This is a genomic window from Xanthomonas sp. D-36-1, assembly GCF_017746155.1.
Taxonomy (GTDB): Bacteria; Pseudomonadota; Gammaproteobacteria; order Xanthomonadales; family Xanthomonadaceae; genus Xanthomonas; species Xanthomonas cissicola.
The window spans coordinates 40895-66216 of sequence record NZ_JAGHWR010000019.1; the positions used below are offsets into that span (position 1 = coordinate 40895).

Below are 25322 nucleotides of genomic sequence, written 5' to 3' on the forward strand. Positions count from 1 at the left end.
TCGGGAATCGAAACAGCAGCATCCTGCATCGCTCGGCAATGTCGAGCACGCCAGTAGGCCGCTTTACCCATTCCCGATTCCCGACTCCCAATTCCCGGCCGCTCAATGACCCGCATCCTGGGCATCGATCCGGGTTCGCAGCGCACCGGCATCGGCATCATCGATATCGACGAGGGCGGTCGCACCCGGCATGTGCACCACGCGCCGCTGATGCTGCTGGGCGAGGGTGATTTCTCCCAGCGGCTCAAGCGCCTGCTGCAGGGCTTGGGCGAGTTGATCGAGATCTATCGGCCGGATGAAGTCGCGATCGAAAAGGTGTTCATGGGCAAGAGTGCCGCTTCGGCGCTCAAGCTCGGCCACGCGCGCGGCGCGGCGATCTGCGCGGTGGTCATGCGCGACCTGCCCGTGCACGAATACGCGGCCAAGGAAATCAAACTGGCGCTGGTCGGGAAGGGCGGCGCCGACAAGGTGCAGGTGCAGCACATGGTCGGCATCATGCTCAACTTGAATGGCAAGCTGCAGCCCGACGCTGCCGACGCATTGGCGGTCGCCATCACTCACGCCCACGTGCGCGCCACCGCGCAACGCCTGGGCGTCAATACCCAACAGGCCTGGAGCCGCAAGAAATGACAATCGGGATTCGGGATTTGGGATTGGGGATTCGCAAAGTCGAGTCCGCGCGCGCTGCACCGCTTCGTCGGGGTGAGACTGTTGTTGACGGCAGCGAGGGTTCTTGCCAATCCCCAATCCCCAATCCCCAATCCCCGCACCACAACGGCGGTGCCCAATGATCGGCCGTCTGCGCGGGATCCTGGCCTACAAGCAGCCGCCGTGGCTGGTGATCGACGTGGGTGGGGTGGGGTATGAGCTGGAGGCGCCGATGAGCACCTTCTACGACCTGCCCGATGTCGGTCGCGACGTGATCCTGTTTACCCATTACGCGCAAAAGGAAGACAGCGTGTCGCTGTACGGCTTCCTGCGCGAGGGCGAGCGGCGGCTGTTCCGCGATGTGCAGAAGGTCACCGGCATCGGCGCCAAGATCGCGCTGGCGGTGTTGTCCGGGGTCAGCGTGGACGAGTTCGCCCGCCTGATCACCAGCGGCGACATCACGGCACTGACGCGCATTCCCGGCATCGGCAAGAAGACCGCCGAGCGCATGGTGGTGGAACTGCGCGACCGCGCCGCCGATTTCAGCAGCGGTGCACCGATTACCGGACAGTTGGGGCCCGATGCCGTTTCCGAAGCCACCGTGGCCTTGCAACAGCTGGGCTACAAGCCGGCCGAGGCCGCCCGCATGGCGCGCGACGCCGGTGCAGAAGGCGACGAGGTCGCGACCGTCATTCGCAAGGCGCTGCAAGCCGCGCTGCGCTAGGCGCGGCCACGGACCATCGCCTGGCTGCAAAGCGGGCGCGGCCGGCACTCGGCATCGACAGGGGCGGCCCGTACACTGCGCATCCTTGCCCGCGGCCAGCCCGTACCTTGGGTGCCTGTGACGTCAGTGCAGGCACCTTCGATAGGTGCTGTCTCCCTCATCTTCTTCACGCTGTCTGGCGAAAACTGCCCACCTCATGTCTCACACCCCCAAATCAGCCGGCTCCAGCCACGCGCCCGCCAATAGCCAGACCGCCTTGGTCATCGGCGCGATCGGCGTCGTCTTCGGCGATATCGGTACCAGCCCGCTGTATACGCTCAAAGAGGCGTTTTCGCCGCACTACGGGCTGACCCCGGACCACGACACCGTGCTGGGCATCCTGTCGCTGGTGTTCTGGGCGCTGATGCTGGTGGTCACGCTCAAATACGTCACCGTGATCATGCGCGCCGACAACGATGGCGAGGGCGGCATCATGGCGTTGACCGCGCTGGCGCAGCGCACCCTGCCGGGCGGCTCGCGCTCGATGTATGTGGTCGGCATCCTCGGCATCTTCGGCGCCTCGCTGTTCTTTGGCGACGGCGTCATCACCCCGGCGATTTCGGTGCTGTCTGCGGTGGAGGGCCTGGAGGTGGCCGCGCCCAAGCTGGAGCCGTTCGTGGTGCCGATCACGTTGGTGGTGCTGAGCATGCTGTTCCTGGCGCAGCGCTTCGGCACCGAACGCGTCGGCAAGGCATTCGGGCCGATCACCCTGCTCTGGTTCTTCGCGTTGGGCGCGATCGGCGTCTACAACATGGCCCGCGCACCGGAAGTGCTGCATGCGCTGAATCCGTGGTGGGGCGTGCGCTTCTTCGCGCAACACAACTGGCATGCGGTGTTCGTGCTCGGCGCAGTGGTGCTGGCGGTGACCGGCGGCGAAGCGCTGTACGCGGACATGGGCCATTTCGGTGCCAAGGCGATCCGCCGCTCGTGGCAGTTCGTGGTCTTGCCGATGCTGACCTTGACCTACCTGGGGCAGGGCGCGTTGGTGCTGCGCAATCCGGCCGCGGTCAGCAACCCGTTCTACGAGGCGGTGCCGGAGTGGGCGCTGTACCCGATGATCGTGCTGGCCACCGCGGCCACGGTGATCGCCTCGCAGGCACTGATCACCGGCGCCTATTCGGTGGCCAGCCAGGCCATGCAGCTCGGCTACATCCCGCGCATGCACATTCGCCACACCTCGCACTCCACCATCGGCCAGATCTACGTGCCGGCGGTGAACTGGTGCCTGCTGGCGCTGGTGGCGGTGGCGGTGATCGGTTTCGGCGACTCGGCCTCGTTGGCCACCGCGTACGGCGTCTCGGTGACCGGCACCATGCTGATCACCACCGTGTTGATGATCATCTACGCACGTGCCAACCCGCGCGTGCCGGCGCCGCTGCTGTGGTTGTTCGCGCTGGTGTTCCTGGCGGTGGACTGTGCGTTCTTCTACGCCAACATCATCAAGTTCCTGGACGGCGCCTGGTTCCCGTTGTTGCTGGGCCTGATCCTGTTCACCCTGATGCGTACCTGGCGCCGCGGCCGCAAGCTGCTGCACGACGAGATCCGCAAGGACGGCATCAAGCTGGACACCTTCCTGCCCGGGTTGATGCTGGCACCGCCGGTGCGCGTGCCCGGGACGGCCGTGTTCCTGACCGCCGACCCGATGGTGGTGCCGCACGCGCTGATGCATAACCTCAAGCACAACAAGGTGCTGCACGAGCGCAATGTGTTCCTGACCGTGGAAACCCTGCAGGTGCCGTACGCGGCCGCCGGGAAGCGGCTGAAGATCGACGCGATCGGCGACGAGTTCTACCGCGTGCATGTGCGCTTCGGTTTCATGGAGACCCCGGACGTGCCGCTGGCGCTGATGCGCTCCTGCGATCAGGGCGGGATCTATTTCGATCCGATGGACACCACCTATTTCGCCAGCCGCGAAACCATCGTGGCCAGCGCCAACCGCGGCATGCCGATCTGGCGCGACAAGCTGTTCGCCCTGATGCACCGCAATGCCGCCCCGGCCACCGGATTCTTCCGCATCCCCGGCAACCGCCTGGTGGAGTTGGGCGCACAAGTCGAGATCTAGCGCGTGTCATGTAGTGTGAGGTGATTGCCAAGCGTCTGTGCCGCGTCGAGACAAGGCGTGCGCTGCGGCCCGCCAGGCTGGCTGCCTGGGCAAGGCGCGCAACGCGGTATCGGCGCGCCGCAGGGCGCTTCCTGAGGGTTGGCCGTGAGCGGCACGGAGCGCGCCCCGCGCGGCTTGGCGCCGGCCAAGCCGGCATTACGCAGCACCGGCTCCGCACCGCTGGCAGCCAACCCATCTCATCTCAAAGTGCATAACACGGTCCAGGCATGCGCCAGGCCGAGCTTGATGTCTAGATGCTGTGCCATCCGCGCGCGGCATGAGAAGATGGTCGGATGACCGAGCAGCGCATCATCGCCAGCAGCTCCACCCGCGAAGACGACGCCGCCGATGCGAGCATTCGTCCCAAGCGCCTTGCCGATTATCTCGGCCAGCAGCCGGTGCGCGAGCAGATGGAGATCTACATCCAGGCGGCCAAGGCGCGTGGCGAGGCGATGGATCATGTGCTGATCTTCGGCCCGCCCGGGCTCGGCAAGACCACGCTGAGTCACGTCATCGCCAACGAGCTGGGCGTGAGCCTGCGCGTGACCTCCGGCCCGGTGATCGAAAAGGCCGGCGATCTGGCCGCGCTGCTGACCAACCTGCAGCCACACGATGTGTTGTTCATCGACGAAATCCATCGCCTCTCGCCGGTGGTGGAAGAAGTGCTATATCCGGCGATGGAAGATTTCCAGATCGACATCATGATCGGCGACGGCCCGGCTGCGCGTTCGATCAAGATCGATCTGCCGCCGTTCACCCTGATCGGCGCCACCACGCGTGCCGGGTTGCTGACCGCACCGCTGCGCGACCGCTTCGGCATCGTGCAACGGCTGGAGTTCTATTCCCCGCAGGAACTGACCCGCATCGTGATCCGCTCGGCGGCGATCCTCGGCATCGACTGCACGCCCGAAGGCGCGGCGGAAATCGCACGCCGCGCGCGCGGTACCCCGCGTATCGCCAATCGCTTGCTGCGTCGCGTACGCGACTACGCACAGGTCAAGGCGGCCGGGCATATCGATCTGCCGGTGGCGCAGGCGGCCATGCAGATGCTCAAGGTCGACCCGGAAGGCTTTGACGAGCTCGACCGCCGCATGTTGCGCACCATCGTCGAGCACTTCGACGGCGGCCCGGTCGGCGTGGAATCGTTGGCCGCCTCGCTGTCGGAAGAGCGCGGCACGCTGGAAGATGTCATCGAGCCGTACCTGATCCAGCAGGGCTTTCTGGTCCGCACCGCGCGCGGCCGCATGGTCACGCCCAAGGCCTATCTGCATCTGGGCCTGAAACCGCCGCGCGACCGCGCCCCGGGCATCGGCGAACCGGGAGACCTGTTTTGAGAACGCTCTGTTGGTCGCCAACCTGGGCCGTCCCGAACGAAGCTCCGTGCCCATGACCATCGAATCCCGATTCCCGAATCCCCAATCCCCGCCGGTATTCAGTTGGCCGACACGCGTCTACTGGGAAGATACCGATGCCGGCGGGGTGGTCTACCACGCGCGCTACGTTGCCTTCATGGAACGTGCGCGCACGGAGTGGATGCGCGCGCTCGGTTACGGGCAGGAGCGTATGCGCCAGGAGCACGACCTGGTGTTTGCGGTTCGCTCGATGCAACTGGATTTCCTCAAGCCGGCCCGGCTCGACGACGCGCTGTCAGTGTCGGCGGTGTTGCTGCGATGCAGACGGGCCAGCCTGCTGTTCGCGCAATCGGTCCGTCGCGAAGGCGAAGTGCTGCTGACCGCCGAGGTGCGCATTGCCGCGCTCGGTGCCAGCGACTTCCGTCCGCGTGGCATGGACGATGCGCTGTATGACGTGTTGAAAGCTCTAGAAACCCCAGAATCCGATTACTGAGGAACGAACGGATGTCGATTGCATTGCTCCTGGCCCTGCAGGACACGGTAGTGGAAGCACTACCGCAGGACGTCGCCGCTGCCGCGGCGCAGACCGCCAGCGTGGCGCACAACAGCAGCATCAACTATGTGGACCTGATCCTGCGCGCCAGTATCCCGGTCAAGATCATCGTGCTGCTGCTGCTGATCGGCTCGTTCATCAGCTGGGTGATCATTTTCCGCAAGGCGCGTGCGTTCAAGCTGGCCAATCGCGAGGCCGACGAGTTCGAGAACCGCTTCTGGTCCGGTGCGGACCTGGCCAAGCTGTATGCCTCGGCAACCGACCGCAACCGGACCGTTGGCGGTCTGGAGTCGATGTTCGAAAGCGGCTTCCGCGAGTTCTCGCGCCTGCGCGATCGCCGCCGTCTGGACGCGCGCGTGCAACTGGAAGGCGCGCAGCGCGCCATGCGCACTGCCTTTACCCGTGAGGTCGACCAGCTCGAGCGCAATCTCGAATTGCTGGCCAACATCGGCTCCACCGCGCCGTACGTCGGCCTGGTCGGTACCGTGTTCGGCATCATGGTGACCATGCACGACATGGTCAGCAGCGGCGAGCAGGCCGGCATCGCGGCCGTGGCGCCGGGTATCTCCGAAGCGCTGTTCGCCACCGCCATCGGCCTGTTCGTGGCGATTCCGGCGGTGTGGGCCTACAACCGCTTCACCACCCGCGTGGAACGGCTGTCGGTGCGCTACGAGACCTTCGCCGACGAGTTCAGCTCCATCCTGCAGCGCCAGGCTGGCGCGGACGAGTGATGCGCGCTCCCGGCATGCATCCGCACGGTTTGATGCGGGACGTGGCCGGGCGAGCCAGTCGCGTCGATGCACAGCGTGATGCGCGGCTGTCCCTCACCCGGGCGCCGCGCGACTCCACTGCCGCCCGGCGCCGAGGATTAATTAGGAACGTTTCGCGATGATCTCCGGTATTTCCCGTCGTAAGAAGCGCAAGCTCAAATCCGACATCAACGTCGTGCCGTATATCGACGTGATGCTGGTGCTGCTGATCATCTTCATGGTCACCGCACCGCTGCTGACCCTGAGCACCGACGTCAGTCTGCCCAGCTCGCGCGCCAAGGCGCTGGAGAGCAAGCAGGACCCGGTGGTGGTGGTGGTCGCTGCCGATGGCAAATTGGCGCTGCAACTGCCCAAGGGCAAGCCGCAGGCGATGGACGTGGCCGCGCTGCAGGCACAGTTGGCTGCCATCGTGGCGCAGGACAAGGACGCACGTGTGGTGGTGGCCGGCGATCGCGCCGCGCCGTACCAGAAGATCATGGACGCCATCGACGTGCTCAAGCAGGCCAAGGTCGAGAAGGTGGGCCTGATTTCCGACTCCGGCGGCAGCGCAGGCAGCGATGCACGCTGACGCGCTCCCCACGCAGACGGCGCGCGACGACGGCTGGTTTCGACCGGTCGTACTGGCATTGGTCGTGCACGTCCTGGTCGCGCTGGTGTTCATCGCCGGCTGGCTGTGGTCGCCGGAACGCTCGGTGGAACCGGCAGCCGGCGACCCCAGCATGGAGGCCTCGCTGGACGTGTCGGCTGCCGAGGCGCGGGTTGCGCGCCAGGCATTGAAGGCCACGCCGGTCGAAACGCCGCCCCCGCCTGCGCCGTTGCCCGAACCCGCGCCGGAAGACAGCGTGCCACCGCCGCAGCCGATCCCCGAGCCGCGCCCGCAGGATGCACCCACGCCGCAGCAGGCGCAGGCACAGGAGCGCGTCGCCCAGCCCGACAAGGTCGACCAGGAGCGCGTGGATGCATTGGCCATTTCCGCCGAAAAGGCCAAGCAGGAACAGGAAGCCAAGCGTCGCCAGGAGCAGATCGACCTGACCGAGCGCAAACGCCAGGAAGAGGCCGAGCAGAAATTGCGCCTGGCCAAGCAGCAGGAAGAAGCCGACGCCAAGAAGAAACAGGCGGCCGCACAGCAGGCGGCGGAAGAAGCCGAACGCCAGAAGAAGATCGCCGAGATCCGTCGTCAGCGCGCGCAAGCCGATAAGGAAATGGCGCTGGCCGAGCAGAAGTTGCGCCAGGTCGCGGCCGCGCGTGCGCAACAGGCCTCCGCGGCCGCGGCGACCAGCGCGCAGCCGACCGCAGGGCAGGGCGGTACCAGTACCGACCTGTCGGCCAAGTACGCTGCCGCGATCCAGCAGAAAGTGCTGGCGCAATGGGTGCGTCCGCCGTCGGTGCCGCCAGGCCAAAAATGCACCATCAACATCCGCCAGTTGCCGGGCGGCAGCGTGATGGAGGCCAAGGTAGCACCCGGCTGCCCCTACGACGAGGCTGGCCAGCGTTCGATCGAAGCCGCCGTGTTGAGCGCCCAGCCGTTGCCCTACCGCGGTTTCGAATCGGTGTTCCAGCGCAACCTGACCTTTGTGTTCACGGCGCAGGATCAGTGACCCTGGTCTGGCTGCGGCGACCACTGTCGCCGCAGCCTGATGCCACCCCGCGTTATCGTCCATGGGGCTGTCCATGTCGCTACACCATCGCTCGCTCCGTTTTCACGTCACCTCATTCACGATTGCGAGTATGTTCACTCGTTGATTGCTATCCCTTGCACACTTTTCCTGCCCGATCCGAGCCGTCCATGAAAAAACCGCTGCGTTGGCTAGCCGCCTTGACCGCCCTGTTGTTGCCGCTGAGCGCACTCGCGCAGCAGCAAGGCCTCACCATCGATATCGTCGGCGGTAGCGCGTCTGCCACGCCGATCGCCGTCATTCCGATGCCCTATCAGGGCTCGGGCACCGCGCCGCAGACCGACGTATCCGCCGTGGTCGGCGCCGACCTGGATCGTTCCGGCCAGTTCCGCACGTTGCCGGCTGCGCAGATCGTCGAAAAGCCGACCCGTGGCACCGAGGTGCAGTTCCAGACCTGGCGCACCCTCAAGCAGAACTACATCGTGGTCGGCCGCGTCATGGACGCCGGCGAAGGCGCATACCGGGTCGAATACGAGTTGTTCGACGTGGCCAAGGGCGAGCGCATGCTGGGCCTGGCGATGACCGCGCGTGCCAACGCAATGCGCGATGTTTCGCACCAGATGGCCGATGCCATCTACGAAAAAATCACTGGCGTGCGCGGTGCATTCTGGACCCGCATTGCCTACGTGACCGCCAGCGGCAAGGGCGGCGCCATGCGTTATGCGCTGATGGTGGCTGACTCGGATGGCTACAACCCGCAAACCATCGTGCGTTCGGCCGAGCCGCTGCTGTCGCCGAACTGGAGCCCGGACGGCAAGAAGTTGGCGTATGTGAGCTTCGAGCGCGGCAACTCGTCGATCTACCTGCAGGACATCGCCACCGGCGCACGCGAGCTGGTCTCCAGCTTCCGCGGCATCAACGGCGCACCGTCGTTCTCGCCGGACGGGCGTCGCCTGGCGCTGGCGCTGTCGCGCAGCGGTAACCCGGAAATCTACGTAATGGACCTGGGAAGCAAGCAGCTGACCCAGCTCACCAACCACTTCGGCATCGACACCGAGCCGACCTGGGCGCCGGATGGCGGCAGCATCTACTTCACCTCCGATCGTGGCGGTCGTCCGCAGATCTACCAGGTGGCAGCCAGCGGCGGCAGCGCCAACCGCGTGACCTTCCAAGGCAACTACAACGCCACCGCCAGCGTGTCGTTCGACGGCAAGAAGATTGCCGTGGCACAGGGCAGCGGCAACACCTACCGCATCGCGATGATGGACCGCAGCCTGGGTTCGCCCAGCTGGAGCACGCTGTCGCCGGGTTCGCTGGACGAATCGCCGAGCTTTGCGCCTAACGCCAGCATGGTGTTGTACGCCGCACGCGAAGGCGGCCGTGGCGTGCTGTACGCGGTCTCTTCCGACGCTCGGGTCCGCCAGCGCCTGGTGCTGGCCGACGGCGATGTGAGAGAACCCGCATGGGGGCCTTACCGAACCGCGCATTAATGTTAATATTTCGCTGCGTTAAACCACTCATTGGCCCAGAGCCTCCATAGGTACCCCATGAACAAGTCCACCCGCGTCTTGCTTGTCTCCCTGCTGTCCGTTGCTGTGCTGGCTGGTTGCTCGAAGAAGGTGAAGGAAACTCCGCCTCCTGCGACCGATACCACCGCTGGTTCCTCGGTTCCCACCGGCCCGTCCACCTCTGGCCTGTACGGCCCGGGCGACCTGGATACCGATGCCTGCCTGCGTCAGCGCGTTGTTTACTTCGATCTGGATCAGGACTCCCTGAAGCCGGAATTCCAGGCCATCATGGCTTGCCACGCCAAGTACCTGCGTGACCGCCCTTCCTCGCGCATCACCCTGCAGGGCAATGCGGACGAGCGCGGTTCGCGTGAGTACAACATGGGTCTGGGCGAGCGTCGCGGCAATGCCGTGTCGTCCTCGCTGCAGGCTGCCGGCGGTTCGGCCAGCCAGCTGACCGTCGTCAGCTACGGCGAAGAGCGTCCGGTCTGCACCGAGTCGAACGAGTCCTGCTGGTCGCAGAACCGCCGCGTCGAAATCGTGTACACGGCTCAGTAAGAAGCGATGCGCTTTCGAGTGACATCCCTGTTCGTCGCGGCGGCCCTTGTGGTCGCCGCGCCGGCATACGCCCAGCGAGCCAGTCTCGCTGATCGTGTGGCCGTGCTCGAGCAGCAGCAGGCCAATAGCCAGGCCAACAACGATCTCCTCAATCAGCTGCAGCAGGCGCGTTCGGACCTGCAGGCGTTGCGGTCGACCGTCGAACAGCTGCAGCACGACAATGAGCAACTCAAGCAGCAGTCCAAGGACCAATACCTGGACCTGGATGGACGCTTGAACCGGTTGGAAGGCGCAGGTGGCGCAACACCGCCATTGCCCCCAGCGACCGGCAGCGTGACCCCGGCCCCGGCACCTGCCGCGCGGCCCGCAGTGGCGGCAACTTCCGAGAAGCCGCCCACCGTCCATGGCGACCCGGGCACCCTGGCCGTCAGCAACGACGAACGTACTGCCTACAACGTGGCCTTCGATGCGTTGAAGAACGGCAAGTACGACGATGCATCGCAGCTGTTCCTGAGCTTTCTGGAGCTCTATCCCAACGGCGTCTATACCCCCAATGCCTTGTATTGGCTGGGCGAAAGCTATTACGCCACCCGCAATTTCCAGCTTGCCGAGACGCAGTTCCGCGATCTCGTCAGCCGTTATCCCACCCATGACAAGGCCGCCGGCGGCTTGTTGAAGCTTGGCCTGTCGCAGTACGGCGAAGGCAAGAACAACGAGGCCCAGCAGACCTTGCAGCAGGTCGCTACGCAGTACCCTGGCTCCGACGCGGCACGCGTTGCGCAGGAGCGCCTGCAGTCCATCCGTCTCGGCCAGCAACTGCGCTGAGCCTGCGCGTCTGTGCCGGTCGGCACGGCGCATACTTCGCCCATGAACGCCGCCGTCCCCAGCGAGATCGTCCAGTCGCCATTGCCGCGATTGAAGATCACCGAAATCTTTTTGTCCCTGCAAGGCGAGGCCGATGCCGCCGGCTGGCCGACGGTGTTCGTGCGCCTGACCGGCTGCCCGTTGCGCTGCCTGTATTGCGACACTGCCTACGCGTTCCATGGCGGGCAGTGGCATGACATCGACGCCATCGTTGCCGAGGTCGCCAGTCATGGCGTGCGCCATGTCTGCGTGACCGGTGGCGAGCCGTTGGCACAGAAGCGTTGTCTGTTATTGCTGGAGAAGCTTTGCGACGCCGGTTACGACGTTTCGCTGGAAACTTCCGGTGCGCTGGACGTGTCTGCCGTGGATCCGCGCGTTTCGCGCGTGGTCGACATCAAGACGCCCGCATCCGGCGAGCAGGCGCGCAATCGCTGGGAAAACCTGCCGCTGCTGACCGCACGCGACCAGATCAAGTTGGTGATTTGCAGCCGCGCCGACTACGAATGGTCGCGCGAGGTCGTCGCCGCGCATGGCCTGGATCGCCGCTGCACGGTGTGGTTTTCGCCGAGCAAAAGCGAGGTAAGCGCGCGCCAGCTGGCCGACTGGATCGTGGCAGATCGCTTGCCGGTGCGCTTCCAGATGCAGCTGCATAAGCTGCTGTGGAACGACGAGGCTGGGCGCTGAGGATCAGGCAGGTAACGCGGCGCCTCAGGAACCCGCCTTACGCTGGCAAAAAGATCTGGGCGGTAAGTCGGTCTGATCTGGCAGCGGGCGATCCCACAAGGTGGCAAAGACCTTAGGCGCACGGCGATGACGTCGCGGTGCATCGGTACCTGCAGGCTTGCAGGGCGACCGAAGATTGCGGAATGGCGGAGTGGGTGCCTTCTTGCGCAGCGATGAAGTTCGCTGAAAGCCTTGCTGGAGATGGTGGGCCGTGATGGATTCGAACCATCGACCAAAAGATTAAAAGTCTTCTGCTCTACCGACTGAGCTAACGGCCCACTGACCCCGACATTGCGTCGGGGTGCGCATTCTACCCTACGCGGGCGTCAAGACAAAATGGCGTAGTGCGTGGGGTCGGGAACGCCGGCATCGGCGAAGCCGGCTGCGCGCAGGCGGCAGGCGTCGCAGTGGCCGCAGGCGCGCCCATCCGCATCGGCGCGGTAGCAGGAGACCGTGAGGCCGAAGTCCACACCCAGGCGCACGCCTTCACGGACGATGTCGGCCTTGCTGAGGAACTGCAGCGGTGCGTGCACGCGTAGCCCTGCACCTTCCACGCCTGCCTTGGTAGCCAGGTTGGCCAGCACCTCGAAAGCGCGCACGAACTCGGGACGGCAATCGGGGTAGCCAGAGTAGTCCACCGCATTGACGCCACAAAACAAGTCGTTGGCGCCGATGACCTCGGCCCAGCCGAGCGCCAGCGACAGCATGATGGTGTTGCGCGCAGGGACGTACGTGACCGGGATGCCTTCGCCGCCAGCGTCGGGGACGTCGATGTCGTCGGTCAACGCCGAGCCGCCGATGCTGCGCAGGTCCACGTCGACCACCTTATGCGCAATGACGCCCTGCGCGGCAGCAACGCGCGCTGCGGCGTCCAGTTCCGACGTGTGGCGTTGGCCATAGCGCACGCTTAGCGCGTAGACGGCAAAGCCCTGCTCCTGCGCGAGTGCGATAACGGCGGCGGAATCCATGCCACCGGACAACAGAACAACGGCTTTTTTCATGACGAATCGGCAATCACTGCGGAATAACCCCGAAGGCTATCAGGGACGGTGGTGCAGGGCGACCAGGAACCGGTCATCACTACGGCTTTGGTTGGTGCGGGATTGGCCGCGCAAGAGGAAAGAGTGGAGTGCAGTTGCGTTATCGATCGATTGCAACCGGTCTCTTCGGTGACGGCGGGCGTTTTCTGCGCTGGATTCGACGTCAAATACGCATGATCAGGCGTTCACGTAAGTGCATTTATCGTTCGCATCAATTTTGGAAGCATGACGCAATGGCCGAGCATCAGGAAGACGCAGCGAAATCGCGCATTTACGAGGCCCTGCTACAGGCAACACCGGATCTTTTGTATGTGTTCGATATCCAGCATCGCTTCGTCTACGCCAATCAGGCGTTGTTGACGATGTGGGGCATGCGCTGGGAAGACGCCTGCGGCAAGACCTGCCTGGAACTGGGCTACGAGCCCTGGCATGCGGCCATGCACGATGAAGAGATCGAACAGGTGATCGCAACAGGCCAGCCGGTGCGCGGCGAGGTGCCATTCCCGCATACCACCAAGGGCCTGCGCATCTACGACTACATTTTTACTCCGGTATTCGGACCCGATGGCAGGGTCGAGGCGATCGCTGGCGCCACGCGCGACATCACCGAGCACAAGCAGCATGAGCAGCACCTGCAACTGTTGATCAACGAGCTCAACCACCGGGTCAAGAATTCGTTGGTAATGGTGCAATCGTTGGCGCGGCAGTCGTTCACCAACGCCGGCGGCTTGGCCGACGCTCAGGAAAAGCTCGACGCGCGCTTGCTGGCGCTGTCGCGGGCACACGACACGCTGACGCGCGAAAACTGGGTCAGTGCCGACGTCCTGGAACTGACCCGCGACGCTGCCGCGCTGTATGAGTCGCACGACAGCCAGCGCTTCACGCTGCAGGGCGATTCTTGTCGGCTGGATCCGCGGCGGGCATTGGCGCTGTCGATGGCGCTGCATGAGCTGTGCACGAACGCGCTCAAGCACGGCGCATTATCCTTGCCAGCTGGGAATGTCATGGTTTCGTGGGAGCGCAGCACACGCGGCGAGCAGGAGCGCCTCGAATTGATCTGGCGCGAAAGCGGGGGGCCGCCCGTGCAACCACCCACGCACAAAGGATTCGGCACGCGTCTTTTGGAGCGTGGCTTGAAGCACGACCTCAAGGGCGAGGTTGAGCTGTCGTTCGACCCGGCTGGCGTGTGTTTCCGCGTTTCCATCCCGTTGCCGCCCGAGCATGCCGAGGCACGGCCATGACCATGCGCGTGCTCCTGGTCGAAGACGAGTCGTTGGTGGCGATGCTCCTGGAGGATTGCCTGGCGGAACTGGGCTACGAGGTGGCGGCAACCGTGGCCGACGTGGACGCAGCGCTGCAAGCGGTGCAGGAAGGCAACCTCGACCTGGCACTGCTGGACATCAATCTTGGCGGCACCTGGTCGTTTCCAATTGCAGAAGAACTGGACGCGCGCGGTGTTCCGTATATCTTCGTGACCGGCTATGCGCAGGGCGGGATTCCCGAGAAGTACCGGCACCGGCACGGTCTGCAGAAGCCTTTCCATTTTCGCGATCTAAAACATGCGCTCTCGCTGTTGCAGCAGCGCAGCGCCGAGTGATCGAGCGCGTGTGTTGCCGAAGTTGAACGACACGGGTAGCCGGCGAGAAGTGCGATAGCCCTGTCTGCCACAGTGCGCTGGCGCGCATGCCCCGCAAGCCGATGCATGGCAGCCCGGCGATGGGCAGGCAGTGAGAACGGTGGCTGTGGTGTCTATCTGCTGCCACGCAAGCTGGTGGCAGCGGCCTCGCGCAGTGCCTGGCTGAGTTGCTGCAAGGCGCTCGAGCGCACAGCGGCGTATTGCCAGTACAGCGGGACATCGAGCCAGCGGGTGGGGTCGATGATGACGACCTGCTGGTTGCGCACCGCAGGCAGCACCATCGCTTCGGGTGCCAGGCACCAGCCGAGTCCGCGTGCAGCGGCTTCGACGAAACCGGTGGAGGTGGGCAGGTAATGCGTGGGCGGGGCCAACCGGGTGCGCGTGATGCGCCTGACGAAGCGCGCCTGCAACGTGTCCTTGCGATTGAATACCATCATCGGCGCCTGGTCCAGCGCGCTGGCCGTAAAGCCACCCTTGAAGTGCGCAGCGACGAACGCTGCCGATGCGACTGCGTGGTACCGCATCACGCCCAATGCGTGGACATTGCAGCCCTGCAGTGGCGCGCGCTCGGAGGTGACCGCGCCCAGTACGCTGCCAGTGCGCAACAATTCCAGGGTGTGATCCTGGTCGTCCACCTGCACATCGAACAGGAAGTTGTGCGTCTGGTGCAGCGACGACAACGCCTGCAGGAACCAGGTTTGTAGCGAGTCGTCATTGACCGCGATGGCGAGTGTGCGCAGATGGCCGGCGACGCCATCGCCAGGCAGGAAGTCGGCAATCGCTTCGGCTTCGAGTACCTGCATGGGCTTAAGTCGGCGCAACAGCCGTTCGCCTGCCGGTGTTGGCCGGCAAGGCGCCTTACGCATGACCAGTACCTGCCCCAGTCGATCTTCGAGCGCCTTGATGCGTTGCGAGATTGCCGAGGGCGTTACCGCCAGCCGCTGTGCAGCAGCGTCGAAGCTGCCTTCGTCCAATACGGCTGCGAATGCGGCCAGTTGAGGATGTAGGAGATCCATAGTTTGAGCGCATTAGGAGATCTAAGCAGCATACAGATTATTTAGTTTTTCTAATGATCTGCAATGGCAGACGATGCACTCCTTACCCGGAGACAACACTGTGATCGCTCAAGCAATAATCGCCGGCTTTCTCGCCGGTGTCGGCCTCATCGTTGCGATTGGCGCGCAGAATGCGTTCGTGCTGCGGCAAGGACTCAAGCGCCAGCACGTGGGGCTAGTGGTGACGATCTGCGTACTAGGGGATATCGCGCTGATATTGCTCGGTGTCGCCGGAATCGGCGTATTGGCGCAGCAATGGTCGGGCCTGCTGCAGCTGCTGCGTTACGCAGGTGCCGCATTTCTTGCAGTCTATGGCTGGATGGCCGCGCGCCGTGCCTGGCGCGGCGAAGGCACAATGACCCCGGCGCAACAGGGCGAAGAACACTGGCAACGCGCAGTGCTCACCTGCCTGGCGTTTACCTTCCTCAATCCGCACGTCTATCTCGATACGATGCTCTTGCTCGGCAGCCTGGCCACGCATTATCCCGGTGCGTTGCGCTGGGCATTTGCGCTCGGTGCGTGTATCGCCAGCGTCAGTTGGTTCTCTGGCCTGGGCTATGGCGCCCGCTTGTTGCAGCCGGTGTTCCGGCATCCGCGTGCGTGGCAGATACTGGATGGACTGATCGCGGTCTTCATGCTGCTGCTGTGTGTGCTGTTGCTGCTACCCGAGCACGTGGCGCTGCGCTAATCGCTCTGTCTGCAGCGTTATGCAGTCATTGCGCAGGTGTGGGAGCCGGAAATTCTGCTGGTCCATGGTGATCTATTGCAGTCCACCCGCCAGGCCGGGCCGTCGGATCGCCGCCGGTGCAGGGATTGCTCGACAATTCGATATGTTCGGCAGTTTATTTGACAGCGAACAGGCGGCGTTGGCGCAGATGGTGTCCCTGCAAAGGTAGCTGCGCCGTTGCAACAGCCAAGCGCGCGCTCAGGGCGCGCTTGGGAGGACGTGAGTGGCTTGTTGCGATCGCCGCCGGCAAGCGCTGCGGTGCGCTCACGCCAGCTGCCCCTTTGAAAGTCAGCCGGCGGCCACGCCACTGCTCAGGCGTGGCGTACCTTGTCCAACAGATGCGCGACCGGTGCGGTAGCGCGCGCGTCTGCGCGGCGTGCCTGCCGTGCATCGATCTTGAAGATGGCGACCGCGTCGGTGAGTTGCACGGCTTGTTCTTCCAGGGAGCGGGCGGCGGCAGTGGCTTCTTCCACCAGCGCCGCATTCTGTTGCGTGGTTTCATCCATGTGCGTGATGGTTTGATTGACCTGTTCGATGCCGGCAGATTGCTCCTGCGAGGCCGCCGAAATTTCGCCCATGATGTCGGTGACGCGCTGGACGCTGGCCACGACCTCGCCCATGGTCTTGCCGGCGCTGCACCAGTGCCGAGCCTTCGGCCACGCGTTGGACGGAATCGTCGATCAGGTCCTTGATCTCCTTCGCTGCGCCGGAGGAGCGTTGCGCCAGCGTGCGCACTTCCGAGGCAACAACCGCAAAGCCACGACCCTGTTCGCCTGCCCGGGCAGCTTCCACCGCGGCGTTCAGCGCCAGGATGTTGGTCTGGAAGGCAATGCCGTCGATGACGGAGATGATGTCGGCGATCTTCTTGGACGAGGCTTCGATACCACTCATGGTGTCCACGACCTTGCCGACCACAGTGCCCCCTTCCGAGGCCACGCGTGCGGCACCGATCGCCAATTGATTGGCCTGGCGCGCACTCTCGGCATTCTGCTTGACGGTGGAGGTTAGCTCTTCCATCGAGGCGGCGGTCTCTTCCAGGTTGGCTGCCTGCTGCTCGGTCCGCTGCGACAGATCCTGGTTGCCCGCGGCGATCTCGCTGGCAGCCGCGTTGATCGACACGGCCGACTGCTGGATGTTGCCGACGATCTGCGCCAGCTGGCTTGCTGTTGCATTGGCGTCATCGCGCATCTGTGCGAATACGCCGCGGAAGTCGCCGCTCATGCGTGCGGTGAGGTCGCCCGCTGCGATCGACTGCAGCAGTGCCGATAGCGATTGCAGATTGCCGTCCGCGGTGGACATCAACTGGTTCAGGCTCTCCACCATGATGCGGAAGTCGAACTGGAAGCGTTCGACATCACCACGGGCGCTGAAGTCGCCATTGGCGGCGGCCTGCGCAAGGTGCTTGATTTGGTGATTCATCGCAGACAGGTTGAGCTTGACCTGCGACATGGTGTTGCTGAAGGCAGCTTTTTCGCCCGGCAGGGGCTGCATGTCTTCGGAGAGTTCGCCGATGGCATAACGCCCCATGATGCGCGCCAGATCGTTTTGCACGGCCACGTGCGAGGCCACCAATGCGTTGGTGTCGTTGGCCATGCGGCCGTAGTCGCCCGGAAAAACGGTTGCGTCGATGCGGAAGCTGATCTGGCCGTTATCGTGATGCTTGGCCATGTCGGTCTGCGCCGCGATGAGGTTGCGCAGCTGCAGTTGCATCTTGTCCATGGCCTGCAACAGGCGGCCGGTTTCATCCGTTGCGGTGGTGTGCACATCGTTGCGCAGATTGCCTGCGGCAATGGCTTCGGCAGTGCGCGTGGCCTGGCTCAACGGCCTGGTCAGGCTGCGCGTAATCAACCATGCGAGCAGCGCGCTGATCACCAGCGCAGCGATGCCGCCGCTGGCCAGGATGATCTTGCCGTTATGCATCGATGCAACCGCTGCGGCGTACGCATCTTTGCTGAGGCGGCGCTCCAAGGCGGCATTTGCAGCAATTGCGGCTTGTTGCTGGTCCATCGCTGCAGCGGCAGCGCCTTGCAGCAAGGCCTGTGCCTGCTGATTCTGGTCGCGCATGCCGTAGTCGAGAATCTGGTTGTTGAACTTGACCGAGATGTCGCGCTTTTCCTGCACCAGTGCGAGCGCCTTTTTTTCGAGCTCGCTGCTGGGCATCGCAGCCAGGGCATCGTGGGCTTGCTTGTAGCGCGCGCGACTCCTTTCGATGATGTCCAGTGCGCGCCGGTTGGCCGCATCGCCTGACACCATCACCACGTCGCGCAAGCCGATCGCCACATTGGTGTTGGCGTCGAGCATTTCGGAGGATAGCCGGATCCTTTCCATGTTGTTGTTGACGATGGTGTCCAGCTCGTAACGCGCATTGGCCATGGTGATCAGGCCGGTCGCCACCAGCAGGCCCGACAGTAGAATCAGAATACCGAACGCCATTCCGAGGCGACGGCCGACATTGAGGCGTTGCAGATAGTCATTCATGACCGCTTCCAGGTAGTACAGCTGAGCAGCTCGGCGGATGCGGGGTGCATCGACTCAAGCGCCTTGCCCAGCTAGCGGCAGAATTTCAGGGAGCTAAAGACTGTCGATCGAAAATACTTACCGCTGATTCATTACAGATCGGAAGTTTCCTGACACTCGCTTCCGCTGTCCTGACATAGGTGCCCCAGCGCGCAGATTCAGATGCATTTGGCCGGATCGAAGTGTGCTGGTGATGCAGCGATTTTCCGACGTTTTGCCGACATTGGCGCGTGGCCGACAGACGCGTATGACTGGCTATTGGATGCATGCAGGCCAGTTCTGCATCGGGCGCCTGACAAGACAGACGCGAGCCCGATAGCGCATAGGCTGTGCGAGGTACTTCAGTGGAAGGGGCCGCACGCGGCGTCGCGCGTATTCCCGCACCGCAGCATGCATGGCAGGAACATCATGTGCTGCAGTTGGGGCCATCGGGTGCGCACGCAGCGCGCCGCGATGGCGATCACTCTTTGCTCAGGCTTCCAGCGCAGCGAGCACGTCTGCGTGCAGTTGCTTGGCGCCATTCTCGCTGTTGAAGCGCGCAAAGACTTCTTCGCCGGAGATCAGCCCGACCCGAACCGAGTGGCAGTACGACCCGAAGCTTTCGCCAGCGTTGAAGGGGTCGCTGATGACAGAGATATGGTTGAGGCGGACCCGGGCGGTGCCGAACTGGATAAACATCTGCGATCTCCTGTGTGAGCTTCGAGTTTCCCACGTTGTCGTGCGGTGCAGAAGCGTTTGCCGGTGTCTGGGTGCACACGGAGTTTGCCATTGCGTCGATAGCAGGCAGTGCCGGCCTGCGCAGGCGCACCGTCCGATGCGTTGGGCCGCGACTCACGCGGGCAAACAGCCAGCACGTACACTGCCGTCCCCTGATGCTGAGCTCGCCCGATGTCCGATCCGATCCGTCTCGATAAATGTGTGGCTGCCGCGTTCGGCTGCTCGCGTGGCGAGGCCCAGCACTACATCGAGGGCGGGTGGGTCAGCGTGGACGGCGTGGTGGTCGAAGAACCGCAGGCGCTAGCGACCGCGGCGCAGGTCACCCTGGCCGAAAATGCGGTGCCGGTGCCTGCCGAGCCCGCCACCTTGTTGCTGCACAAGCCGGCAGGCGTCTGCGTCGATGCCGCGCTGGCGCTTGCCACGCCGGCAACGCGCAGCGCGCTGGATCAGTCCGACGTACGTGTGCTGAAGCGGCACTTCCTACGCTTACATGCACCGCTGCCGCTGGAAGAGGTGGCCAGCGGCCTGTTGATCCTGAGCCAGGATGGCCGCGTGCTGCGCCGGCTGAGCGCTGACGCTGGCACGATCGAGCAGGAATTCCTGGTGGAAGTGCGGGGTGAGTTGCGCCCTTACGGAATGGCGCGGCTGGCGCATGGCTTGGTCTACCAACAGCGCAGTCTCCCGCCTTGCAAGGTGAGCTGGCAAAGCGAAGACCGCTTGCGGTTTGCAATCAAGCACGTGCAGCCCGGCCAACTGCGCGACATGTGCGGCCAAGTGGGCCTGGAGGTCGTGAGCATTCGCCGCTTGCGCGTGGGCCGGGTGCCGCTGGGCAAGCTGGCGATCGGCGAATGGCGCTACCTGCCGGCAGGCGAGCGGTTCTGACTGCAGCACGGAGTGAGCGGCTGCAGCCGCTGTCAACACGTAGCGCTGGGTGCGCGTGTGCTCAGTCACGGCCAGCAGCGCATGCAGCGATTATTTCTTGTTGCGCTTTTTCTTGGCACGCGTGACCAGAAACAGCACCACGGCAATCACACCAATGACCAGGATGATGAAGGCCGGAGATAAAAACGAATTGTCGCCCATGCGGAACTCCTGACAGTCTTGCGCAGCACAGCGCTGCGATGACGTTAGCCTAGCGAGCAGCCTGCTTGATCGCGTGAAATGCATGGTGTGCTGCAGAAGCAGGCGGATGTTTCCGCCGCTTCGATGACCCAGGGCATCTACGTGCGCGGCGCGGAGGCGGACGTTGCCTTGCATCGATCGATGCAGCAATAGTCACCTTGCACGAGTCGGAGTGTGCCTCTGCAGCGTGATTCGGGAAGCATCGCCCCGTGCATCAGGGGGTGGCCAAGCAGGCGCTTGCACAGTGATACGCGCACATCGGCATGCTGCGTGGAGTGAGTGCCGGGGAGCCGATGGGCGATTGCAATGACAATTGCACTGCGGTCAATTGCAGGACGCGACTGGCCTTCCATGCATGGAGCCGGGCGGCAATCGTTTCCTGCTAAACGACTGCACGGACGAACGCACGCGCAGATCGTGGGGGGAAAGCGCGACCATTCTGTCGCGCCTTCGCGCCTTCGCTCCTCCGTGTTCCGGCAGGGGCGTGCTCTGCGCCCCGCGAGTTGAGCGGCCCAACAGGCCTCGCGTCCGGTAGCTGCAGTTTAAATGCGGCATCGGTCACGTAAATCGGGCGAGAGCCGACAAGCTGTCGGGACGTTTCCGACAGCCGTCGCGACGACTTGTGCATGACCGTGGGCCTGTGCCCACCGCTCACCGCATCACTGAAACGTGGAAGTGCAGCGGAAACCGGAACAATCGATCTGCACCGTGGTGCCGCTGCTGCAGACCGCGCTGAAGCGCGTGGCGCTGGTGGCCTGCACGGTGCCGCATTGCAGGCCATTGCTGATGCCCTGGGCGCGGCTGGCCGCCGAGTCGGTCGACATCGCTGGGCCTGCAGGCCCAGCGTTGCCTGCGGCTGCCGCAGGCACTGCCGTAACGACTGCCTGCTCGGAGGCTGCCGGTTCGCTCGGCAATGGCAGGGTGACCGCCGACGCGTGCGTGGGGCTGCCGGAACTGGAATTGCGTGTCGCCACCACACCGTGCGCGTTCTCACCCTGCAGCGGCTGGCCCCGGTGCTCACGATGGCGGTCGAAGCTCAGCGTCTGCCCGAACACCAACTGGATCCAGCTCGGGTAGGTATAACCGGTGCCCTTGCTGTGATCGACGATGGCGCCGATCGCCCCGCCGATCAGAATGTTGCCCCAAATGCCCATGTTGGCGCGCGAGATGGAACGGCCCGCGGCATCACTTTGGCCGGGCAGCACGCAGGTCACCTCCAGATCGCGCGCGGAACGACGCACTTGTGCGGTCTGGCCGGACTTCACCGTGACCCGGCTCTTGTCGTTGCTGATGGCGCAGTCGGCGCCGGAAACCAGCTGCCCGTCGGCGGTCTTGGTGTCGATGCGAATTGGCTGGGTCGCGTCGTCCATGACCGTGGCGCAACCGCTTAGCGCAGCCATGGCAATGGCTGCGGTCACTAGATGTCTCATGTTTTCCCCTGGTGTTAAGACACGGTACTGCCAGCCGGGCGATGCGCCGCGTCTGTGGTACTACCGTGTCGTGGTCAATCCCCGTTGCCGCCGCATCGCGCGAGGGCCGGCATTTAATACCGGGATTGTGGGCAACCGTCCAGTCGCGGCCGCTCGTGTTACGCGACTGGCGTGGCCAGCACGCGGTGCTTGGCCATCACGCTGCGGATCGCACTCAGCAGTTGCTCAGGGGTATAGGGCTTTTCTAGGAAGGCCACGCCGTCAAGCAGGATCTCTTCCACATATTCGACCGCCAGGCCGGAAGTCAGCAGCACCGGCAGGTTGTACGGCGCATGCGCGGTCTTGAGCGCCAAGTCCACACCGGTCAAGCCGCCCGGGAAATGGATATCGGAAAACAGCACGTCCACGCGCGGGTCGCTTTCGATCAGGGCCAAGGCTTCTTCGACCGAGCCGGCGCTGCGGCAAGTGAAACCATAGCTCTCCAGCACAAGGCAGCTGAGCTGTCGGGTTCCGTCGCCGTCTTCGACAACGAAGACAACCGGCCGTTCCTTGTTCTGTGGCATGAGCTGGTCTCGTAAGGCAGGCCACATTCTCAGCGATGCGGCAGTGAACCCTCTGTCAACGCACACCTTGCCGTATGGTTACCAGCCGAACGGGCCCGGACCATAGCCACCAGGTGCATAGCGCGGGCCAAAAATGGAGCCCTCACCACGTCCGACACTGATGCTGACGCCAATCTGGTGCGCCTTCCCGTCGTCGTCGTAATAGGTCTTGCAGGAATTCAAATTCACCGCCTGCCAGTTGCTGTTGCCGCCGCGGCTGGAATAGCCCAGGCCTGTCTCGACAGCACCATGCAGCTTGCCCTGGCATTGCTCGGCGCGTTCGGCAGCGATGGAAGCGGCACTTGGCCGGGCCAGCGCCGGCTTGGGGCCGCTCTTGTCGCCGTAGAAGGTGCCCGGCGGGTCGTTGCTGTATTCCGGGTCGGAGCGGAGCTGCACCGGGGCTTGCGGAATGCTCAGGTCCAGCGAACGTGCGGTCGCCGTTTCGGGGCTGCCGTCGCTGGCTTGGGCCAACGCACTTCCAGCGGCGACGCTGCCGGCGGCAAACAGAGTGACCAGGACAAGCAGGCTGCGTTTCATCGGTTGGACTCTACGAAGAGGGGCTGGCAGCGCGTGCCAGCTCGCCCTGTGAAACTAGCAACGGCTGATTGAATGCGCGCTGTCGATCTTGCGGATTTTTGTGGCGTGCGCGGTGTTGTGTTGACACACGCTGCTGCATCAGCCCTGGTCGCGCACGATCTCGATCAATTGCGCGCCGTAGCGCGCCAGCTTGCCGCCGCCGATGCCGCCCACCCGCGACAGCGCATCGATGCTGGTTGGCCGTTGCTCGGCGATGTTGCGCAAGGTGCTGTCGTGGAAGATCACGAAGGCCGGCACGTTCTGTTCCTTGGCCAGATCCGCGCGCAAGCCACGCAAGGCGTTGAACAGCGCCAGATCCTGCGGCTGCACCGGCAGGCCGGTGCGCTGCGCGCTACGCTCGCGCCCGGCAGCCGGATTTTCGCGGCGCATCATGACCTGGCGCTCACCCTTGAGTACCTGACGGCTGGCATCGGTGAGGCGCAGGCCGCCGTGACCTTCGCTATCGACTTCCAGCAGGCTGGCGGCCACCAGCTGGCGAAACACGCCGCGCCAGGTGCGTTCGTCCAGATCGCGGCCGATGCCGTAGGTGCTCAACTGGTCGTGGCCCAGCTGTTTGATGCGTTCGTTTTCGCTGCCGCGCAGGATGTCGATCAAATGGCCCACGCCGAAACGCTGCGCGCTGCGGTAGACGCAACTGAGCGCTTTCTGCGAGGCCACCGTGGCGTCCCACGCGGCGGCCGGGGTCAGGCAGTTGTCGCAGTTGCCGCAGGGTTTGGGATAGGTCTCGCCAAAGCCTGCCAGCAGCACCTGGCGGCGGCATTGCATGGATTCGCAATAGCCAAGCAGGTGGTCGAGCTTGGCGCGCTCCAGGCGCTTGCGCTCTTCGGCCGCTTCGCCTTGTTCGATCATCTGCTTGAGCAGCACCACATCGCCCAGGCCGTAGCACAGCCAGGCCTCGGCCGGGTCGCCGTCGCGGCCGGCGCGGCCGGTTTCCTGGTAGTAGCCCTCCAGCGATTTGGGCAGATCCACGTGCGCCACAAAGCGCACGTCCGGCTTGTCGATGCCCATGCCGAAAGCGATCGTGGCGGCCATGATGATGCCGTCCTCGCGCAGGAAGCGGCGCTGGTTTTTTGCACGCACCTCTGCCGGCAGGCCGGCGTGATAGGGCAGTGCATTGAAGCCTTGCGCGCACAGCTGCTGTGCGGTTTCTTCCACCTTGCGCCGCGACATCGCATACACGATGCCGGCCGCGCCACGATGACGGCCCAGGAATTCCTGCAGCTGCTTGCGCGCGTTGTCCTTCTGCACCACCGTGTAGCGAATGTTGGGGCGGTCGAAGGAACTGACGAAGTGGCGCGCGTCCACCAGATCCAGGCGCTCTGCGATTTCGCGCTGGGTCGGCGGGTCGGCGGTGGCCGTCAGCGCCATGCGCGGAATGTGCGGCCAGCGCTCGTGCAGTACGGTGAGCTGGCGGTATTCCGGACGGAAATCGTGGCCCCATTGCGAGACGCAGTGGGCTTCGTCGATGGCGAACAGCGCAATGCGGCTGCGTTCCAGCAACGAAAGGAAGCGCTGGGTCAGCAAGCGCTCGGGCGCAACATAGAGCAGGTCCAGGTCGCCGGACAGCAGGGCGCGTTCCACGCGCTGGGCGTTTTCTGCATCCAGGGTGGAATTGAGGAATTCGGCGCGCACGCCTAGCTGGCGCAGGGCCTCGACCTGGTCCTGCATGAGCGCGATCAGCGGCGAGACCACGATGCCGATGCCGTCGCGTAGCAGCGCCGGCACCTGGTAGCACAGCGACTTGCCGCCACCGGTGGGCATGAGGACCAGGGCATCGTTGCCGGCAGCGACGTGTTCGACGATGGCCTGCTGCGGGCCGCGGAAGTCGTTGTAGCCGAAGACGCGGCTGAGCAGTTCGTGGGCGGGGGAAGACATCCGCCTAGGATACCGTGCGGGTCAAGCCCTGGCCGGGCAGATGCTGGGTGGGACGACGCGAAGAGGCATCAGGGATTGCCGTGATGCGGCTGGCGGATGGCCGGCAGTGTGTGAAGTCTTGTGCGCAGTCAGCGCCATGAGGCTTCGCCCCGTCCCCTCACCCCAACGCTTTCCCGATGGGATAGGGGCTTAATTCCCGGCAATTGATGCAGAGGGTGTGGCAAAAGACTGTGGCGTCCTGCAGAACCTGTACATCATGCGCCATCGTCGTGAACCTAACCACCCACAGCCCCCTGAGTCAGGGGGCGCGCCGAAGGCGCGGGGTGTGGAGATGCGTAGCGGGGCCCAACGTTTGCACCGCGAATGTTGGGGGACATGTCCGCGAAGCGGAGATGACTGCGCCCCCTGAGCCAGGGGGCGCGCCGAAGGCGCGGGGTAAGGAGATGCGTAGCGGGGCCCAACGTTTGCACCGCGAATGTTGGGGGACATGTCCGCGAAGCGGAGATGGCTGCGCCCCCTGAGTCAGGGGGGCGCGCCGAAGGCGCGGG

The 25322-nt window shown here is 64.3% G+C and carries 24 protein-coding genes, 1 tRNA gene and 1 pseudogene; 16 read left to right on the forward strand and 10 right to left on the reverse strand.

The features are described 5' to 3' along the window. Positions 1-105 precede the first annotated feature (105 nt). The 12 genes from ruvC to queE all read left to right on the forward strand — a co-directional run bounded on the left by ruvC (position 106) and on the right by queE (position 11417). Positions 106-630, forward strand: coding sequence for a crossover junction endodeoxyribonuclease RuvC (ruvC, locus tag J7367_RS05900; RefSeq protein WP_007967208.1), 525 nt, complete (start codon positions 106-108; stop codon positions 628-630). Positions 631-787: 157 nt separating this feature from the next. Beyond that, on the forward strand, positions 788-1372 hold the full coding sequence (ruvA, locus tag J7367_RS05905) for a Holliday junction branch migration protein RuvA (RefSeq protein ID WP_003482577.1): 585 nt from the start codon (positions 788-790) through the stop codon (positions 1370-1372). A 196-nt stretch (positions 1373-1568) separates the two neighbouring features. Next, positions 1569-3473, forward strand: a complete 1905-nt coding sequence (locus J7367_RS05910) for a potassium transporter Kup (protein ID WP_057659602.1) — start codon at positions 1569-1571, stop codon at positions 3471-3473. A 332-nt stretch (positions 3474-3805) separates the two neighbouring features. Next, entirely contained in the window at positions 3806-4846 is a 1041-nt protein-coding gene (gene ruvB, locus J7367_RS05915) for a Holliday junction branch migration DNA helicase RuvB (RefSeq protein ID WP_041019372.1), read from the forward strand. Positions 4847-4898: 52 nt separating this feature from the next. Beyond that, entirely contained in the window at positions 4899-5357 is a 459-nt protein-coding gene (ybgC, locus tag J7367_RS05920) for a tol-pal system-associated acyl-CoA thioesterase (RefSeq protein WP_017169053.1), read from the forward strand. Between the two features lie 11 nt (positions 5358-5368). After that, on the forward strand, positions 5369-6148 hold the full coding sequence (gene tolQ / locus J7367_RS05925) for a protein TolQ (RefSeq protein ID WP_008578063.1): 780 nt from the start codon (positions 5369-5371) through the stop codon (positions 6146-6148). A gap of 157 nt (positions 6149-6305) precedes the next feature. Then, a complete protein-coding gene (gene tolR / locus J7367_RS05930) occupies positions 6306-6755 on the forward strand; it encodes a protein TolR (protein ID WP_017156650.1) in 450 nt (149 codons plus the stop codon). Then, positions 6745-7785, forward strand: a complete 1041-nt coding sequence (tolA, locus tag J7367_RS05935; RefSeq protein WP_017159323.1) for a cell envelope integrity protein TolA — start codon at positions 6745-6747, stop codon at positions 7783-7785. The genes tolR and tolA overlap by 11 nt, the downstream gene beginning before the upstream one ends. Positions 7786-7973: 188 nt before the next feature. Then, positions 7974-9293, forward strand: coding sequence for a Tol-Pal system beta propeller repeat protein TolB (gene tolB / locus J7367_RS05940; RefSeq protein WP_003482565.1), 1320 nt, complete (start codon positions 7974-7976; stop codon positions 9291-9293). A gap of 57 nt (positions 9294-9350) precedes the next feature. Beyond that, positions 9351-9869: a peptidoglycan-associated lipoprotein Pal gene (gene pal / locus J7367_RS05945; protein WP_003482562.1), complete on the forward strand. Its 519-nt coding sequence runs from the start codon at positions 9351-9353 to the stop codon at positions 9867-9869. Positions 9870-9875: 6 nt separating this feature from the next. After that, a complete protein-coding gene (gene ybgF / locus J7367_RS05950) occupies positions 9876-10694 on the forward strand; it encodes a tol-pal system protein YbgF (RefSeq protein ID WP_017156647.1) in 819 nt (272 codons plus the stop codon). Between the two features lie 42 nt (positions 10695-10736). Beyond that, positions 10737-11417: a 7-carboxy-7-deazaguanine synthase QueE gene (gene queE / locus J7367_RS05955; protein ID WP_057659600.1), complete on the forward strand. Its 681-nt coding sequence runs from the start codon at positions 10737-10739 to the stop codon at positions 11415-11417. Positions 11418-11658: 241 nt separating this feature from the next. On the opposite strand, the gene J7367_RS05960 is transcribed toward queE, so the two are convergent. Continuing rightward, a tRNA-Lys gene (locus tag J7367_RS05960) sits at positions 11659-11734 on the reverse strand. 48 nt (positions 11735-11782) lie between these two features. Further along, the gene (gene queC / locus J7367_RS05965) at positions 11783-12457 is read right to left on the reverse strand and encodes a 7-cyano-7-deazaguanine synthase QueC (RefSeq protein ID WP_057659598.1); all 675 of its coding nucleotides are present in this window, start codon (positions 12455-12457) and stop codon (positions 11783-11785) included. Between the two features lie 272 nt (positions 12458-12729). Between queC and J7367_RS05970 the strand changes: the two genes are divergently transcribed. Together J7367_RS05970 and J7367_RS05975 are read left to right on the forward strand one after the other, a co-directional pair. Continuing rightward, complete coding sequence (locus tag J7367_RS05970) at positions 12730-13737, forward strand: HWE histidine kinase domain-containing protein (RefSeq protein WP_057659595.1); 1008 nt, start codon at positions 12730-12732, stop codon at positions 13735-13737. Continuing rightward, entirely contained in the window at positions 13734-14093 is a 360-nt protein-coding gene (locus J7367_RS05975) for a response regulator (RefSeq protein WP_057659593.1), read from the forward strand. Before J7367_RS05970 ends, J7367_RS05975 begins: the two co-directional genes overlap by 4 nt. Positions 14094-14245: 152 nt before the next feature. Here the strand turns inward: J7367_RS05975 and J7367_RS05980 are convergent, their stop codons facing one another. Further along, entirely contained in the window at positions 14246-15148 is a 903-nt protein-coding gene (locus J7367_RS05980) for a LysR family transcriptional regulator ArgP (protein ID WP_057659591.1), read from the reverse strand. 100 nt (positions 15149-15248) lie between these two features. On the opposite strand from J7367_RS05980, the gene J7367_RS05985 reads away from it, so the two are divergent. Next, positions 15249-15875, forward strand: a complete 627-nt coding sequence (locus tag J7367_RS05985) for a LysE/ArgO family amino acid transporter (RefSeq protein WP_057659590.1) — start codon at positions 15249-15251, stop codon at positions 15873-15875. Positions 15876-16225: 350 nt separating this feature from the next. Here the strand turns inward: J7367_RS05985 and J7367_RS05990 are convergent. Continuing rightward, positions 16226-18392, reverse strand: a pseudogene (locus J7367_RS05990) (methyl-accepting chemotaxis protein). A gap of 510 nt (positions 18393-18902) precedes the next feature. Next, on the reverse strand, positions 18903-19109 hold the full coding sequence (locus J7367_RS05995) for a hypothetical protein (RefSeq protein ID WP_057659588.1): 207 nt from the start codon (positions 19107-19109) through the stop codon (positions 18903-18905). Positions 19110-19319: 210 nt separating this feature from the next. Here J7367_RS05995 and J7367_RS06000 point away from each other — a divergent pair, with 210 nt between their 5' ends. After that, positions 19320-20030: an rRNA pseudouridine synthase gene (locus J7367_RS06000; RefSeq protein WP_017155536.1), complete on the forward strand. Its 711-nt coding sequence runs from the start codon at positions 19320-19322 to the stop codon at positions 20028-20030. 90 nt (positions 20031-20120) lie between these two features. Here the strand turns inward: J7367_RS06000 and J7367_RS06005 are convergent, their stop codons facing one another. The 5 genes from J7367_RS06005 to recQ all read right to left on the reverse strand — a co-directional run bounded on the left by J7367_RS06005 (position 20121) and on the right by recQ (position 24774). After that, complete coding sequence (locus J7367_RS06005) at positions 20121-20405, reverse strand: hypothetical protein (RefSeq protein ID WP_169790132.1); 285 nt, start codon at positions 20403-20405, stop codon at positions 20121-20123. Positions 20406-20929: 524 nt separating this feature from the next. Further along, positions 20930-21700 (reverse strand): hypothetical protein, encoded by a 771-nt coding sequence (locus J7367_RS06010; protein ID WP_244664172.1) that lies wholly within the window; start codon positions 21698-21700, stop codon positions 20930-20932. Positions 21701-21858: 158 nt separating this feature from the next. Continuing rightward, complete coding sequence (locus J7367_RS06015) at positions 21859-22263, reverse strand: response regulator (RefSeq protein WP_057659584.1); 405 nt, start codon at positions 22261-22263, stop codon at positions 21859-21861. A 78-nt stretch (positions 22264-22341) separates the two neighbouring features. Next, the gene (locus tag J7367_RS06020) at positions 22342-22839 is read right to left on the reverse strand and encodes a hypothetical protein (RefSeq protein WP_017155539.1); all 498 of its coding nucleotides are present in this window, start codon (positions 22837-22839) and stop codon (positions 22342-22344) included. 138 nt (positions 22840-22977) lie between these two features. Beyond that, positions 22978-24774 (reverse strand): DNA helicase RecQ, encoded by a 1797-nt coding sequence (recQ, locus tag J7367_RS06025; protein ID WP_057659582.1) that lies wholly within the window; start codon positions 24772-24774, stop codon positions 22978-22980. Positions 24775-25322 lie beyond the last annotated feature (548 nt).

Coding starts and splice junctions, on each gene's coding strand:
- ruvC (WP_007967208.1), top strand. CDS start 106: ATGACCCGCATCCTGGGCATCGATCCGGGTTCGCAGCGCACCGGCATC.
- ruvA (WP_003482577.1), top strand. CDS start 788: ATGATCGGCCGTCTGCGCGGGATCCTGGCCTACAAGCAGCCGCCGTGG.
- J7367_RS05910 (WP_057659602.1), top strand. CDS start 1,569: ATGTCTCACACCCCCAAATCAGCCGGCTCCAGCCACGCGCCCGCCAAT.
- ruvB (WP_041019372.1), top strand. CDS start 3,806: ATGACCGAGCAGCGCATCATCGCCAGCAGCTCCACCCGCGAAGACGAC.
- ybgC (WP_017169053.1), top strand. CDS start 4,899: ATGACCATCGAATCCCGATTCCCGAATCCCCAATCCCCGCCGGTATTC.
- tolQ (WP_008578063.1), top strand. CDS start 5,369: ATGTCGATTGCATTGCTCCTGGCCCTGCAGGACACGGTAGTGGAAGCA.
- tolR (WP_017156650.1), top strand. CDS start 6,306: ATGATCTCCGGTATTTCCCGTCGTAAGAAGCGCAAGCTCAAATCCGAC.
- tolA (WP_017159323.1), top strand. CDS start 6,745: ATGCACGCTGACGCGCTCCCCACGCAGACGGCGCGCGACGACGGCTGG.
- tolB (WP_003482565.1), top strand. CDS start 7,974: ATGAAAAAACCGCTGCGTTGGCTAGCCGCCTTGACCGCCCTGTTGTTG.
- pal (WP_003482562.1), top strand. CDS start 9,351: ATGAACAAGTCCACCCGCGTCTTGCTTGTCTCCCTGCTGTCCGTTGCT.
- ybgF (WP_017156647.1), top strand. CDS start 9,876: ATGCGCTTTCGAGTGACATCCCTGTTCGTCGCGGCGGCCCTTGTGGTC.
- queE (WP_057659600.1), top strand. CDS start 10,737: ATGAACGCCGCCGTCCCCAGCGAGATCGTCCAGTCGCCATTGCCGCGA.
- queC (WP_057659598.1), bottom strand. CDS start 12,457: ATGAAAAAAGCCGTTGTTCTGTTGTCCGGTGGCATGGATTCCGCCGCC.
- J7367_RS05970 (WP_057659595.1), top strand. CDS start 12,730: ATGGCCGAGCATCAGGAAGACGCAGCGAAATCGCGCATTTACGAGGCC.
- J7367_RS05975 (WP_057659593.1), top strand. CDS start 13,734: ATGACCATGCGCGTGCTCCTGGTCGAAGACGAGTCGTTGGTGGCGATG.
- J7367_RS05980 (WP_057659591.1), bottom strand. CDS start 15,148: ATGGATCTCCTACATCCTCAACTGGCCGCATTCGCAGCCGTATTGGAC.
- J7367_RS05995 (WP_057659588.1), bottom strand. CDS start 19,109: ATGTTTATCCAGTTCGGCACCGCCCGGGTCCGCCTCAACCATATCTCT.
- J7367_RS06000 (WP_017155536.1), top strand. CDS start 19,320: ATGTCCGATCCGATCCGTCTCGATAAATGTGTGGCTGCCGCGTTCGGC.
- J7367_RS06005 (WP_169790132.1), bottom strand. CDS start 20,405: ATGCAAGGCAACGTCCGCCTCCGCGCCGCGCACGTAGATGCCCTGGGT.
- J7367_RS06010 (WP_244664172.1), bottom strand. CDS start 21,700: ATGAGACATCTAGTGACCGCAGCCATTGCCATGGCTGCGCTAAGCGGT.
- J7367_RS06015 (WP_057659584.1), bottom strand. CDS start 22,263: ATGCCACAGAACAAGGAACGGCCGGTTGTCTTCGTTGTCGAAGACGGC.
- J7367_RS06020 (WP_017155539.1), bottom strand. CDS start 22,839: ATGAAACGCAGCCTGCTTGTCCTGGTCACTCTGTTTGCCGCCGGCAGC.
- recQ (WP_057659582.1), bottom strand. CDS start 24,774: ATGTCTTCCCCCGCCCACGAACTGCTCAGCCGCGTCTTCGGCTACAAC.